Here is a 14,100-nt window from a genome sequence, read left to right as displayed (position 1 = left end):
TATATGTTAATTATTCCCTAATTTGGATTGAATAAATGTTACTTTTTCAAAATCTAACTCTGCAAAATGGTTAATGATGACATCCGCTTCTGATAAATCTTGCGATTTGGAATGAATACTATTGTACCCTACGCAATAAATCCCAGCAGCTTTAGCTGCTCTAACACCGTTTGTACTGTCCTCTATCACAATACAATTTGCTGTAGAAGCGATTGATAAAGAAGCGGCATGTACAAAAATTGCAGGATCCGGTTTGGATTTTGGAAAGTCCTCACCGCTCACAATATGCGTAAAATAGCTATGCAACTTAAAGCGCCCAAAGACCCGCTCAATTGTCACTTTTGAAGCTGATGAAGCTAAAATCAACTGCATTCCTTTATCATGAAAATCTATGATTAGCCTTTCTACTCCCTCTAATAATTCTAAATCTGCTTTGGTGTCAAAAGCATTATTGAAAATAGTTCTTTTTCTCTGAATAAGATCTTCCACTTCCTGTTCGAGATTAAAAATGGTTTTCAAATTTTGAAAAACATTTCGAGTCGAATTTCCGGTAAATGAGGTGAACATCTCTTCAGTCACTTTAATATTTAATTCGTCAAAATGCTGAAAATAAGCATAACGGTGTACGGGCTCCGTGTCCACTATGACGCCATCCATATCGAAAATTACTGTTTGTATCATCTTATGAGTTTAAATTTTTAGACCTAATTTCTGAAACTAAATACTATTTTTTAAGTAAATAACGAATCACGGTTTCTGCAGCATACAAGCCAAACAACCCTGGCATATAACTGTTAGTTCCATAAAACGATCTTTTGTAATTGGAACCATCTGTCATTTTCAAACTTTCATCATCTTGAATTTCTGACGAAAAAACGACTTTCAACTTATCAATTTTATGCTCTTTTAATCTTTTGCGGATGGTTTTTGCCAAAAAGCAATTCTCTGTATTTCCTATATCCGACACTTTCACTTTTGAAGCTTCCATCTTTCCGCCAGCACCCATACTCGAGATTATTTTAACTCTTTTTCGCTTGGCGCCAATAATCAAATTTAATTTCGGAGTCACGCTATCAATGCAATCCAACACATAATCAAACTCGTCAGTAACTATTTCGAAAGCGCGTTCTGGCGAAAGGAATTCCTGTACTTGTGTCAGTTTCAATGCTGGATTAATATCCATCAATCGATCTCCTACTATCTTTATTTTAGGTAGTCCCACAGTAGAATGTAAAGCTGGTAACTGTCTGTTTATATTTGTAATATCCACTACATCACCATCTACAATTGTCATAGCTCCCACTCCTGCACGAGCCAAAAATTCTGCGGCAAACGAGCCTACGCCGCCCAGTCCAACTACTAAAACGTTAGCATTTTGCAATCTTTCTAATCCTTCCTTTTTAAATAGAAGTTCTGCTCTCTCTGTCCATTCTGCCATTGCTTGTCTGTTTAAAGTTTAAAAAAAATATCCTTTTAAGTATTTGTTATTTTAAATCACGCTTTTTTTAAAAACGGCTTGAAAATTACTATTTATTTGTTTTTGGATTTCTTCCAAATTTACGTCCTTATATTTAGCCGCCAAAGCATATACAACATCTATATTTTCTTCAACAGTATCCGTTTCAAGAAAAAATCTATCGTCGGGGACACTTTTAAAAACGGATTCCAGTTCCGGATTTCTCAACAGGTACTTGCCGAACGAAATGAAAAATCCATTGTCCAGTAATTGCTTTGCCGTTTGCTCATTTTTAGAAAAACCATGAATGATCATGGGAACGGTGATGTTCAGCTTTTTCTTAATGGCGATTACTTCCTGAAAAGCCGCTACGCAATGAATTACAACTGGTTTATTGTGTTTTTGTGCCAAAAGCAATTGCTTTTCGAAAACCGCTTGCTGCAAATCAATCGGCAATTCAATCCTTTTGTCTAGACCGCATTCTCCTATCGCAAGGCAATTCTTTTCCTGCAACTTATTTTCTATTATCTCCAAATCGGATTCGACCCTTCCCTCAACGATGTGCCAGGGATGAATCCCTATGGAATAAAAAGGAATCGAGGCATCAAACTCCTGAGGATATTGATTGACCAGTTCCAGCACATTAGGCTGGTTCGTATAGCTGTGGGTATGAAAATTGAAGAATTTCATTAGTCGTGAAATTTTTTGACTCCCGCCTTGATTTCGATATTCAAATCGTTTTCTAAAGGCACTATAGGGCAGGAATATTTGTGATTATAAGCGCAATACGGATTGTATGAAGTGTTGAAATCAATCGCAATACTATTTCCTTTAGGTATCTTTAAATCGATATACTTCCCTCCTATGTAACTTTCGTTACCCGAAGTGAGATCCGAAAATGGCAAGAAAAGATACTCTTTAAATTCTTTCTTTTTCGAAAGCTCCATGTTCCTGTAGACGTTCAGTTTTAACGGTTGACCCTCAATAATGAAATGCACTTCGCCATATTTTACGTAGGATGGTGTTCTTTCCGTTGATGTTTTCATCCCGAATGGCTTCTCTTTTTCAGTTCTAACAAAAGTCGCTGTTACAAAGAACTTTTCATTTATCGGATAAAAATCAAGTGACTTAAATATAGCAAGGTCTGCCAGAGTAAGAGGGCTCGTTTTAATATCAGCATATTCAGTATTGATTTTCTTTTGAAATTTTTCTACCGACTTCCCATCAAACTTTACCTGGGCAAAACCCAAACTCGATTGTGTCAAAAACACTAGAATTAGAATTTTTTTCATTTTTTATCTTTGAGCAAAAATAGTTTAAAAGTTACAAAGCAACAAAGACTGAGAGTTACAAACTTAACTATCTTTGCAAAAAAGATCCTAATCAAAATGCTCACAACCGCATTCAGTCGCTATATCAATAATTACAGAGGATTTTCGAGAGAAATTTGGATTCTTACATTGATTACTTTTATCAATCGTGCAGGCACGATGGTTTTGCCATTTTTATCTAAATATTTAAAAGAAGATTTAAACTTGTCCTACGCTGAAGTAGGCTGGATTATGGTCGCTTTTGGTTTTGGATCCATGTTAGGTTCTTGGCTTGGGGGGAAACTGTCAGATAAAATAGGTTTTTATAAAATAATGGTTTTCAGTTTGTTCACCAGCGGAATACTACTTTTTTTCATACAATACATACGTACTTTTTGGGGATTATGCGGCGGAATGTTTATCATCATGACCGTGGCAGATATGTTTCGTCCCGCCATGTTTGTCTCTCTTGCCACCTATTCAAAACCTGAGAATCGTACCAGATCATTGACTTTAGTTCGATTAGCGGTGAATTTAGGTTTCGCAGCCGGACCCGCCTTAGGTGGTTTAATCATTATGAATATAGGCTACAGTGGATTATTCTGGGTAGATGGAAGTTCCTGTATTGTATCGATTTTAATTTTCACCCTCTTAGTGAAAGAACGTAAAAGATCTGCCGATTTAAATACCGCAAACAAGGTAACCGAAAAACCAGTCTCTGTTTTTAAAGACAAGATATTCTGGATCTTCCTCTTTGTTTGCTTTATAACTGCCGTACTTTTTTTCCAGTTATTCACTACGTTGCCGCTATACCACAACGAAAGATTTGGATTAACAGAGTTTCAAAGTGGCCTTTTATTATCCTTAAACGGATTGCTGATTTTCTTTCTGGAAATGCCCATTGTGAGTTTCAGCCAAAGAAAAAAAATTGATCATCTCCGACTTATTCTTTGGGGTGCTATGCTGATGTCTCTTAGTTTCTATGTTTTACTGATAAACATTTGGGCTGGAATGCTAATTGTCAGCATTCTTTTCATCACTTTTGGTGAAATGTTCATCTTCCCTTTCTCTAATTCTTTTGCATTAAGTAGAGCTCCAAAAGGGCATGAAGGGCGCTACATGGCTCTGTTTACCATGAGTTTCAGCTTAGCGCATATTGCCAGTTCTAAAACCGGACTGACGATCATAGATGCATATGGCTATCAGGCGAACTGGTTTGTAATGGGCAGTTTAGGAGTTCTCTCGGTAGCAAGTTGCATCTGGCTACAAAAACTCGTCCAAAAAGAAAAAGACTATTCTCATAGTAATTCTTTGGGCGTGCCCCCATTGCTGAAGGAGTAAAACTAAGACAATCCTAACAGAGCCCCTTTCAGCAATGCGGTGGGGCGTTGCGCTGCGGCGGATTGCTGCTATCCCTCACGCGGCACCATTTCCAGAACATGGTGCAATTGAAATTATCACCAAGAAAAAATAAAAACGGAATTAAACTCCCATAAATAGCTGAAAAATAAGGTCTGACATCAGGCCACTTTTTTTTATACCTTTGTCCAAAACAAAATCCTTATGTTTAAAATTCTAGCTAAAATCAATAAACTATTGTTACCGAGTTTCAGCAAACAGCAAATGGATCTCGCCAAAGCCAAAAAATGGCAAATGGCAATCATTGGCTACCGCTATTATGTTACAACCCGTGCTTTACGTTAATAAGTAATCGCCGAAAAAATCTCATATTCCTTAATTTTTTCTCTTCCATTGAGAAAAGAGATTTCCATTAAGAAATTCAACTGAACGATTTCACCGCCCAATTCCTCCACTAATTCACAAACCGCTTTGGCCGTGCCCCCGGTAGCGAGAACATCGTCATGAATAAGCACCCTATCGCCTTTACGGATGGCATCAGTATGTATTTCCAGAGTATCTGTTCTGTATTCCAGCTCATAGGAGGCCGAAATGGTGTCGTAAGGCAGCTTATTGGGTTTTCTGACGGGCACGAAGCCTACGTTCAGTTCCTGAGCGATCAACATCCCGAAGAAAAAGCCGCGACTCTCCACCCCAATGACTTTGTCTATTTTTTTATCTTTTAGCGATGAAACCAGAATTTCTAGGCATTCTTTTGTGGCTTTCGGGTCAATTAACAAGGGTGTGATGTCTTTAAACAAAACTCCTTCTTTTGGAAATCCCTGAATATCACGTATATAATTTGCTAACGGCATTTTTTTTGATTTTTATGTTAAAATAGACTTGCAATTTACACATTTATACTTATCTTTGCACCCGCAAACACGTTGACATAAGATTTATGAAAACAACGATTCGCAAAACAATATGGCCTTGTGGCGCAACTGAATAGCGCACTTGATTACGGCTCAAGAGGTTACTGGTTTGAATCCAGTCAAGGTCACAAAATAAAACCCTAAAACACTTACTTTAAGTGATTTAGGGTTTTTTATTTCATAATATGTACGATTTCTGTATTGTCAAGCTTAAACTGGATCAAGTCCAAAACCTAAGGAGTGGCAAAAATTAATCATAAATATTAGGGATCAAGTCGAAAACCTCTGCAGTAGCAAAAATTAAGCATTCATTACAACACCCTAAAAATAAATTCCGCATCATACTAGAATCGAGATCAATCTCAACGGAATAGCTATAAAAGCTAACAAAGTAAACATACAACCTGTTGATGCTTTATTATACACCTTGTTGCATACAAACTTTTTCGGATTGGTTGTCCATCCATAGCCTCGAGGTACTTTTCACCTTAATTCATTTGTAATGATTCTCTTTACAGAAGTTCGTGGCGCAATTCTTTTGGCGATTGAAGGTATTCTAAATCCAAATTTCATAGGATGGTTTTCAGAAATTAGTTTAGTTTAACTTATCTAATGAGTTTGTGGTCACAAATTGCAAATTCGCCCTAAATAGTATAGTATATATTCTAACAATAGGGACTGAATGGTTATTTCAACCTTTAAATCTTCTTTTTAAGGATATGCTATGAAATCAACATTCGAGAAACAAAGACAGAGATGAGTGAAAATTTCTTTTAATTTTAATAAAATATCGCCTAACGGTTACTGTATGATTAGTGTCGTTTAAATGCTTAATTTTTCAGTTATCACAGAACTCAATTAAAAGAACTAAACTTTAAATTTAGCACTATGCAGCCATTAATTATACAGTTTGTTAGCCGCTAGCTTTATAAGTTAAGCAAATCCACCATTTGCTCCGATATTTTGTCCTGTTATCCATTTTGAATCATCATCTACAAGAAATAAGATGATTTTTGCAATGTCTTCAGGTTCGCCAATTCGATTAAAAGCAGACATTGAAGCCAAACGGTTTATCACCTCCTCATTTTTTCCTTGTTTGAAAAGTTCCGTATTAACTGGACCTGGCGAAATAGAGTTTACTGTAATTCCTTTATTTCCTACTTCTTTCGCAAAAACTCTAGTCAGCTGTTCAACTGCAGATTTAGTGGCGGAATATGTTCCATAAGTCGGCAACATAAGTCGTGTTACAGAACTCGAAAAATTTATTATCCTTCCATTATCTGCTAAAAGTGTAGACGCCTCTCTCATTGTATTGAATACTCCTTTTACATTTATATCAAAAATTCTAACAAAATCTTCATCCGTTGTGTCTTTGATCAATTTATAAATTGCAATTCCAGCATTGTTTATCAACACATCAATTTTTTCAAACTTCTCAATGGTTTTTTGAAATAATCTTTTTACGTCTTCCGATTTGCTAACGTCAGCTTTGATAGCAATTGCTTGTCCACCACTTTGTAAAATTTCATTTACTACACTTTTTGCAGTTTCTTCACTGCCTGAATAATTAACCACCACATTTGCACCATTTTTAGCAAGAGTTTTGGCAATGGTCAATCCAATACCTCTTGAAGAACCTGTTATGATTATTACTTTTCCTTTTAATTTTTCCATTTATTATCTTTTGTTTTTATTAGTTTCTGTCAGCTTGCAGCTAACGTTTCCCACGCTTGTACTTGCTGTGGATTTCGTAACCGCTCAATTTTCGGTTTAACGAAAACTTGATGCGAAACGGTAATTCCACTAAATTCCAGCTAACTCAAAATGGTCGTTAGCAGTAGTTTTATTCAAATAATTCATTTGTAAATAGATTTTGATTTAAAATCACTTTGTCTTCTAATCCGTTGTCTATAAGCCACTTTGTAAAACTTAATACTCTTTCTTGTTTCATTACACCACAATTAAATTCGTCACCAAAATGAGGTATTGAAAAAGATATTGATTTTTCTAAATCGATATTTTTTAAATCGTACTCAGTTACGTAACGCTTTAAAATGTCTACTGATTCAGTCAGGTTATTTTTTGTAAATAAAAAACCTTTTTGAGTGGCTTTAATAAACTCTGAATAAGGCACTTTATGCTTTGTTATATTTTCTTTTTTTGTCAATACAATAGGTGAATAGCCATAAGGAATATTGAACTCATCTAATGTAAACTTATCTAGTTCAATATTCTTACTGCTTGCCTCAATTCCCTCCCAGTTGTCAAAAATCCAAGTAGCATTTGCTTTACCACTTAACAGCGTATTCCAAATACCAAGTTTATCTGGATATATTATATTTAAATCACCTTCCCCTCCATCATTTTTAATCATTTGTTTCACTATATGGTCTTCATAACGAGCCTTATATGAGGCATATGTTTTACCATCGAGCAACTTTGGTGATGTAATATTTGAAGATTTTAGCGTAGCAATACAACTTAAATCTTTTTGCAAAATAGCGTAAATCGCTATTGCTTGAACTTGATTCACTTTATTGTTCAAACTTATAACCGTCTCAAAAGGAGCAATTGCAAAGTCTGCAACACCAAGCTCTAATTTTTTTCCTGGCGTCATTGCGTAATTATCATCTTGCGGATTTAAAATTTCAAGGTCTATACCTTGTTGTTTGTAAAATCCTAATTCTTTTGCAATTAAGAATCCGATATGATTGATATTTGGAGTCCAGTCAAGTGCTAATTTTAATTTTATCATTTTGATATCTGTGTTTATTTAAAAATTAATACTAACGTTTCGCTACTACAGCGGGTTTGGGACTAAATTAAGAATTCTTTTTCGGTTATCGCTAAACTGGCAAATACAAAACCATTTTCCCAATCAGCCAATTCCCCAAATCCGTTGTAATAGCTGTTATAGGCTGTACTCATTGTTTCCATTTAACGCAATTAACTATTCCGTTTTTGTCCCAATCTATTTTTAAAGTGTCTTTTGTTACGCTTTTAATTATTCCAACACTTACATAGTCAGGGTAATAAACTGTTATTGTGTCTTGGTTTATGATATATGGCATATCTCCATTTCCGTCATAATCTACAACATAAAATGATTTTTTTGTTAACTCAAAGTCTGCGTGTGGTCCTTCCAGGTCGTATGTCCAAATTCCATAAAGCAATTTCAAATTAAATTTTGGATTAATTATTTTGGTCTGCTTTGGATGTTCATTATTTAGTCTTGCATTTTTTTCGGTAACTGTCTGTATAAATTTGGTTTGTTTCACAGTTTCTTCTTCCTTCCAAGAAATGAGAATTAACGAACAAATAATGAATAGAATTTTTTTCATAGATAACTTTATTGTAGCCAATGTTCCTCTTTAAATAACTCAACCATAGCGAAAACAATTAAGATAATTACAACAACGACACAAGCAGTTATTGCGTAAATTTTTTGCACTTTTTGTTGATCTCCATAGTCATAACTTGGAATTGTTTCAGTACTTGCAATAATTCCATTCTCAATAACAATCTTGTCGATTTTTGGTCTGTCAACATCACGCAAAAAATATCTAATCCCACATGTAATGTTTGGCTGTTTTTCTTCAAAATAAAAGTCGACTCCGTTTTCCAGGAATTCAGATTCAAATGCAATTTTATCTTTCAGAAGCACAAACAATTTAAAATGCTCTTCAAATTTTATTTTCACACTTTCTTTTTCCATTTTCGAAGTTTTCTCGTTTTCTATTCTGATTGTCAAAGTATAACCTACGGTTTTGTATAAGATTTGTGTGGCTTAAAATCCTGAAGATTTTCAGCCTAGCACAAATGCTAGTTGGTTGTTTTGGTTTTCAATTTTTGTTTAACTCTAAGCATAAATTTTATACGTTGTTGTGTACAGTTTTATTCTTTCAAATTAATAAAATAAGAAAACGTATTATTCGTTTTCTTTGATCTTTTCTTTAAAATATAATTTGATAATTCAGTTGTAACTTGTCCTACTGTTCCAGAAATGCCTCCTAAATATGCTATTGCCATTGGTGATAATCCTTGTTGAATACCTAATACAGAAACAGCCACTGTACTTCCGAATGGTAATGCCAGTTGTAAAAATTTGTTCATGCTTTCAACGAACTTTTTTTGATATGCATTAACTAAAGGCTCAACCTCTTTTTTTATGTAATTATCTACATCTTTTAAAAACTTGTCGTCAAAATTCGTTTCACTTAAAAAAGTAATTGTTTTGATTAACTTTCTTCTTAATTTAATACATTCATTATAAGTGCTATTCCTAGCGAAAATTAATTCTTTAACTGAAATTTCATTTATAATATCGTCTGGTAAAAGTATTTCTGAAATTTTGTGTAAAAGAAACTGAACACTTTCTAGTTCAGTTCTATTATGTTTTAAAAACTCCATATTTAATTTACTCTCTTTGTTGTTTTTTGCGATTTCAATTTTATGAGAATATGCTCTTGCTAAATTTTCGTTTATAAAAATTGGTATTAGATTAAACTCATGGCTTATAGCCAGAGTTCTATTTAATCTTCCTGTTATGGACAAAAGTTGATGGTCTAAATGAAAATCTTTATTTTCTACTTCTGTAAAAAATGAGATTTGAGCTGGAATGTCCGGATATAATTTTATGTTCGAAGGACTAATAAATCCACCTCTGAATATACCAGTTTGCATAGATATATTATTTTCTTTTACAGTTAGAGGTAAAAAGTTATTTAATAAATCAGCATTTCCAGTATCAAAGTCATATGATAATCGGAGCGGTAGCCAATTCTTTTCATAAAATTTTTTGATTTTTAAGTCTAAAATTCGAATGATACCTTTATTAATGGCATAATCAAATTTATCTAAAAGATTGTCCTCGATTAAATTGTAGTTTTCGCCATTATACATAACACCATAATCAGCCATGTTAAATTCCATATTTTGAAACTTAATTTTTGCTACATTATTAGGTATTAAATGCTTATTTTCTTCTGGATGGATGAAATATAATTTATCGAATATTAATAGTAGTCTCTTTAGACTCGATTCAGATATGGGTTTGTGACTTACTACAATTCCATTTAATTCTTCAGTCATATTATCGAGCAGAATTATTTATTTTCATGTTAAAATTATTTTTTTTCAAATTGTGCACAACGTTTGGCCGCTTGGCGATGTGGCGGATTAAGGAAGCCTAAACTTTCGGTTAATGACTATTTTCCAAGTACAAAACCAACTTCAAATTAGGCCTAGACCCGCCATATTGACAAACGGCGGTTGTGGGCTGGCTATTTGGGTTGTCTTAATTTCTCTTTTCACTTTTTTGTTTAAATGGATTTGTTTTGTAAACTACAAAACCGGAAATTAACAACAATAATATTTTGCCAATTAAGAATCCATTTCCATAATTGTTTAGTTTTTCGTAATGATAAACAAAAATGTTTGTTATGATATAAATCAAATACAATATGGTAATTATCGATGCGTAAAATATTGTTTTTTTCATTTTATTTAAAGTTAGGCGATAATATTTTACTATTACCGCCTTAGGTTCTGTTATTTTGTTACAGTTGTTGTAGTTGGAGTATAAATACTGAAAGTGATTGCAGCAATTAAACCGTTTACAAAACTCTGTCTTGTAAATACAGTATAATCTGTTGCTCCACCAGACATTTCTTTAGAGTCTGAAACTCCAACTGGTGCTAAACCACCAATTACATAATGATTCCATTTAGTAACTTGAGAGTTACCTTGTGCACCTTTACCAACTACGCTTGTGTATGAAAAACAAGACGTTAACATAATTGACATTGCGAAAGCAATTGACAAAACTTTGAATGTTCTTTTCATTCTAATCATTTTAAAAATTATTATTGTTTACTCACTTTGAGTTTTTTTTAGGCATTATTTTAATTCGGTTTATATGCTTTTCCGATTTAAGAACTTAATAAGCAAGTTTTTCAATATTATTTCCAGAGTTTTTTTAACCGCACTGCTTGGTTTAACTAGCCCACAACTTGTATATAGGCGAAATGAAACTTCGCCAATCTACACTTTACTGGGTGTAGATACGAAGTTTCATTTTGTACCTTATCGAATATATAATAATTGTCTTATAAATCATCAAATGGCTTTTTTTTTTGATGCAGGCTTTTCGATGCAATAATTATCTACTGCAATACGTACGACTAAGCAAACTAAAAAAACAAAATAAAGCTTATCAATTAATTAATACAATACCCACTTTTAGTGATATTTTATAAAAAAACGCTCATCTCTGAACGGTTATATTTTTATATCATCAGCAATTTTTCAAGTATTCCCAAAGGATAACTCTCCGACAACTTTATTATATCTAAAACCTTTTGTACTATTTCGTTACTTTCCCGCTCTAGTGCATATTAAAATGCTTCTTGTGGATCTGTCCCTAAACATTATCGCATATAAAAGCGCGGTCAGATAGTGAAACTAAGTAACCTCTTTTTTTTTAGATTCAATTTTCTTTTGGCAGTACAACTGTCCTAAACTAGGGCAATACTATTGTTAAATAATACATCTCAAATCAAAGTTTACAATCCTATCCTATAAATCTTATTTGATTTCCGTTACTTTTGTTTAATGGATTCTTTTACTCAAATAGCTTTAGGAATAGCCATAGCTGAAGTATGTGCTGGCAAAAAACTTAAAAACAAAACAATTTTATACGGTTCTATTTTAGGCACGATTCCCGACTTAGATGTTGTTGTTGGTCTCTTTTTAGATCCTGTAAATGCAGTCCTGATTCACCGCGGCATCAGTCACTCGCTCTTTCTGTTTTTATTTTTATCTCCTCTTTTAGGGTGGATTATTTCAAAACTAGAAAAAAACAGGATTGACTTCCTTCCCGCTTCTATTATGGCTTTTGGGTGTCTATTTACCCATGTAGTATTAGATATGTTTACCTCTTGGGGGACACAAATTTTATGGCCTTTAGACTATCGGTTTGCACTAAAAACAATCTTTGTAGTAGATCCGCTCTACACTATTCCGCTTGTCATTGCATTAATTATGGTATGGAAAACAAAAGACGCTCGACTTCGCAAAAAACACATAACCAAAGGCCTACTCGTCAGTAGTTTTTATCTGCTTTTATCTTGTTCTATAAAACTCTACGCTTTGCACCAATTTGAAAAAGCATTGAATAAACAGGGAATCGCTTATGCTGCCATTATTGTAAAACCCACCGCTTTCAATATCATTTTATGGAATGCCAATGTAGCGACAACAGCTAGTTATTTATTAGCTGACTATTCCCTATTCGACAGTCAAGCTATTACATTTACTACCTACAACAAAAACAAAGCTTTAGAATCACAGTTAAATGGAAATTCAGATTTTAAAAAACTAAAGAAAGCAAGTGAAGGATGGTATATCATCTCTCAAAAAAATAAATCTTTATATTTCAATGATTTACGCTTTGGTCTATTAAATGACAATCCAGAAAACCCTCAATTTGCTTTTAGCTATGAATTTATTGCAACTGAATCTGAATTAAAAGCAGTTGAAGTTCCAAAAAGCAAAAGAGACGGAAAGCGTTTACTTTTAAAAATAGCAAAACGGTTAAAAGGAAACTAGTAGGCCTTATAATTCTTTATTTATGCGATTTGCAATCATAGTCTGACCTAAATTCTTTTTTTTTAATGCTAATAACTCGTCACCTGAGCTTTCATACTGATTCTGGTGCTTTGTGTTATCAAGACTTCGTGAACTAATCTATACTTTCAACAGTTCATTCTTTGCTTTTATTTGCTCCAGTCAAGCGCTGACGCCGCTATCAGTGTACTCTATTATGATAGTACTGCCCTTTGTTTTAAAAGCAATAACGACTAAGCTGCATTGCCTGTGCTAATTCTGAAGGAAGTTTCTCCCCATATCACATAAATAAATTAATGCTTTCACTATATTTGAGAAAAGACAAGTCAGAAAACAGTTCTGTTGGAAATTTTTAAGGAGAACAACTGGAATATATATTTTTTTGACTACCAATGTTGGAATTGAAGACCACAAGGCTGGGATAAAACTTTTAAAATTGGTACAAATGAAACTATTTGAATTTTTAAAACTTTCGGACGAAGAGCAATACGACGCGACCTGGGAAAAAGGCGCTCGCGTGGACTTGTATTTGAAAGATAATATTGCAATCGAACTTTATGCAATAAATACTTTTTACGTTGAAATTTATTATGAACGCAACACTACAGAACGTCTTTATAAAAAAACGTTCAAACAAGGCGAGTTGTTGAACAAATATCTGGATCGAATCCAATTAAAAATAAATTACAAGTTTTAATAAACCGTAAATAAAACTAAAAACAGCAGCTAATAGATAGTGGGCTTTACACAATTAAACAATAATTTAGCCGTCGTAGAAATCTCTTTTTGCAAAAGCAATTCCAACCCTTACAATGTCTGAATACAACCTTGATTTACAATACAATGACATCACTTACGGTGAAAACGAAGTTAATTTCAAGGAATTTGAATCTTGTACATTTACCAATTGTGATTTCTCAGAATGTAACTTTATTGCGGTAACTTTTATCGACTGCCACTTCAATTCTTGCGATTTCACTAGTTCAAAGATAAACCATGTTGCTTTAAGAACGGTTTTTTTTAATAAATGTAAAATGACCGAAGTGAATTTTGCCATGTGCGACAAACTCATTTTTGAAGTTCATTTTAAACAGTGTGTTTTGGATTTCTCCAAATTTTATACGTTAAAGATGAAAGGGACTACATTCACTAACAGTAGCCTCGTTGCCGTTGACTTTATGAGCACTAATTTAACAGCGGTCTTATTTAGCAACTGTGATTTATATCGTTCAGAATTTGAAAAAGCAATTGCCGACAAAGCCGACTTTAGAACTAGCTATAACTACTCAATCGATCCCACAAAAACAAAACTGAAAAAAGCTCAGTTTTCTATTGAAGGTCTAAAAGGATTGTTAACCAAATACAATATTATTGTCGAATAAGGTGGTTTAGCACAAAAAAAAAGCCGGGAAAAACTCCCGACTCTTATTTTTGA

At 33.7% G+C, this 14,100-nt stretch carries 16 protein-coding genes and 1 tRNA gene; 6 read left to right on the top strand and 11 right to left on the bottom strand.

The features are described 5' to 3' along the window. Nucleotides 1–6: 6 nt before the first annotated feature. From CXF59_RS02300 to CXF59_RS02285, 4 genes are read right to left on the bottom strand one after another with little or no spacing between them, the layout of a single operon-like run. Nucleotides 7–681, bottom strand: coding sequence for an HAD family phosphatase (locus tag CXF59_RS02300; protein WP_101136085.1), 675 nt, complete (start codon nt 679–681; stop codon nt 7–9). 43 nt (nt 682–724) lie between these two features. Next, nucleotides 725–1,438: a ThiF family adenylyltransferase gene (locus CXF59_RS02295; RefSeq protein WP_101136084.1), complete on the bottom strand. Its 714-nt coding sequence runs from the start codon at nt 1,436–1,438 to the stop codon at nt 725–727. Nucleotides 1,439–1,489: 51 nt separating this feature from the next. Continuing rightward, nucleotides 1,490–2,146, bottom strand: coding sequence for a TatD family hydrolase (locus CXF59_RS02290; RefSeq protein WP_101136083.1), 657 nt, complete (start codon nt 2,144–2,146; stop codon nt 1,490–1,492). Next, a complete protein-coding gene (locus tag CXF59_RS02285) occupies nt 2,146–2,748 on the bottom strand; it encodes a DUF1684 domain-containing protein (protein WP_101136082.1) in 603 nt (200 codons plus the stop codon). Before CXF59_RS02285 ends, CXF59_RS02290 begins: the two co-directional genes overlap by 1 nt. A 96-nt stretch (nt 2,749–2,844) precedes the next feature. Between CXF59_RS02285 and CXF59_RS02280 the strand changes: the two genes are divergently transcribed. Both CXF59_RS02280 and CXF59_RS02275 read left to right on the top strand, forming a co-directional pair. Continuing rightward, the gene (locus CXF59_RS02280; protein ID WP_101136081.1) at nt 2,845–4,107 is read left to right on the top strand and encodes an MFS transporter; all 1,263 of its coding nucleotides are present in this window, start codon (nt 2,845–2,847) and stop codon (nt 4,105–4,107) included. A gap of 222 nt (nt 4,108–4,329) precedes the next feature. Continuing rightward, nucleotides 4,330–4,470 carry an SsrA-binding protein gene (locus CXF59_RS02275; RefSeq protein WP_101136080.1) on the top strand — a complete coding sequence of 47 codons (141 nt, stop codon included), beginning with the start codon at nt 4,330–4,332 and terminating at the stop codon, nt 4,468–4,470. Here the strand turns inward: CXF59_RS02275 and CXF59_RS02270 are convergent. Further along, nucleotides 4,467–4,979 (bottom strand): adenine phosphoribosyltransferase, encoded by a 513-nt coding sequence (locus tag CXF59_RS02270; RefSeq protein ID WP_101136079.1) that lies wholly within the window; start codon nt 4,977–4,979, stop codon nt 4,467–4,469. The two genes, CXF59_RS02275 and CXF59_RS02270, sit on opposite strands and share 4 nt — an antisense overlap. Nucleotides 4,980–5,093: 114 nt before the next feature. Here CXF59_RS02270 and CXF59_RS02265 point away from each other — a divergent pair. After that, nucleotides 5,094–5,167: transfer RNA gene (locus CXF59_RS02265), tRNA-Arg, on the top strand. An 805-nt stretch (nt 5,168–5,972) separates the two neighbouring features. On the opposite strand, the gene CXF59_RS02255 is transcribed toward CXF59_RS02265, so the two are convergent. From CXF59_RS02255 to CXF59_RS02225, 6 genes are all read right to left on the bottom strand, one after another. Next, complete coding sequence (locus tag CXF59_RS02255; protein ID WP_101136078.1) at nt 5,973–6,713, bottom strand: SDR family oxidoreductase; 741 nt, start codon at nt 6,711–6,713, stop codon at nt 5,973–5,975. A gap of 169 nt (nt 6,714–6,882) precedes the next feature. After that, nucleotides 6,883–7,794, bottom strand: coding sequence for an ABC transporter substrate-binding protein (locus tag CXF59_RS02250; protein ID WP_101136077.1), 912 nt, complete (start codon nt 7,792–7,794; stop codon nt 6,883–6,885). 169 nt (nt 7,795–7,963) lie between these two features. Further along, on the bottom strand, nt 7,964–8,380 hold the full coding sequence (locus CXF59_RS02245) for a hypothetical protein (RefSeq protein ID WP_101136076.1): 417 nt from the start codon (nt 8,378–8,380) through the stop codon (nt 7,964–7,966). 8 nt (nt 8,381–8,388) lie between these two features. Then, on the bottom strand, nt 8,389–8,754 hold the full coding sequence (locus CXF59_RS02240) for a hypothetical protein (protein ID WP_101136075.1): 366 nt from the start codon (nt 8,752–8,754) through the stop codon (nt 8,389–8,391). A 179-nt stretch (nt 8,755–8,933) separates the two neighbouring features. Then, a complete protein-coding gene (locus CXF59_RS02235) occupies nt 8,934–10,130 on the bottom strand; it encodes a hypothetical protein (protein ID WP_101136074.1) in 1,197 nt (398 codons plus the stop codon). 459 nt (nt 10,131–10,589) lie between these two features. Next, entirely contained in the window at nt 10,590–10,883 is a 294-nt protein-coding gene (locus CXF59_RS02225; RefSeq protein ID WP_101136072.1) for a Bor family protein, read from the bottom strand. Nucleotides 10,884–11,651: 768 nt separating this feature from the next. Between CXF59_RS02225 and CXF59_RS02220 the strand changes: the two genes are divergently transcribed. The 3 genes from CXF59_RS02220 to CXF59_RS02210 all read left to right on the top strand — a co-directional run bounded on the left by CXF59_RS02220 (nt 11,652) and on the right by CXF59_RS02210 (nt 14,047). Beyond that, a complete protein-coding gene (locus CXF59_RS02220; protein ID WP_101136071.1) occupies nt 11,652–12,647 on the top strand; it encodes a metal-dependent hydrolase in 996 nt (331 codons plus the stop codon). A 463-nt stretch (nt 12,648–13,110) separates the two neighbouring features. After that, nucleotides 13,111–13,362 (top strand): hypothetical protein, encoded by a 252-nt coding sequence (locus tag CXF59_RS02215; protein WP_157824500.1) that lies wholly within the window; start codon nt 13,111–13,113, stop codon nt 13,360–13,362. Between the two features lie 115 nt (nt 13,363–13,477). Further along, on the top strand, nt 13,478–14,047 hold the full coding sequence (locus tag CXF59_RS02210; protein WP_101136069.1) for a pentapeptide repeat-containing protein: 570 nt from the start codon (nt 13,478–13,480) through the stop codon (nt 14,045–14,047). The last annotated feature ends 53 nt before the right edge of the window (nt 14,048–14,100 follow it).

The sequence above is a fragment of the Flavobacterium sp. ALD4 genome (genome assembly GCF_002836475.1).
Taxonomy (GTDB): domain Bacteria; phylum Bacteroidota; class Bacteroidia; order Flavobacteriales; family Flavobacteriaceae; genus Flavobacterium.
This window is presented reverse-complemented; position numbering and strand designations above follow the sequence as displayed.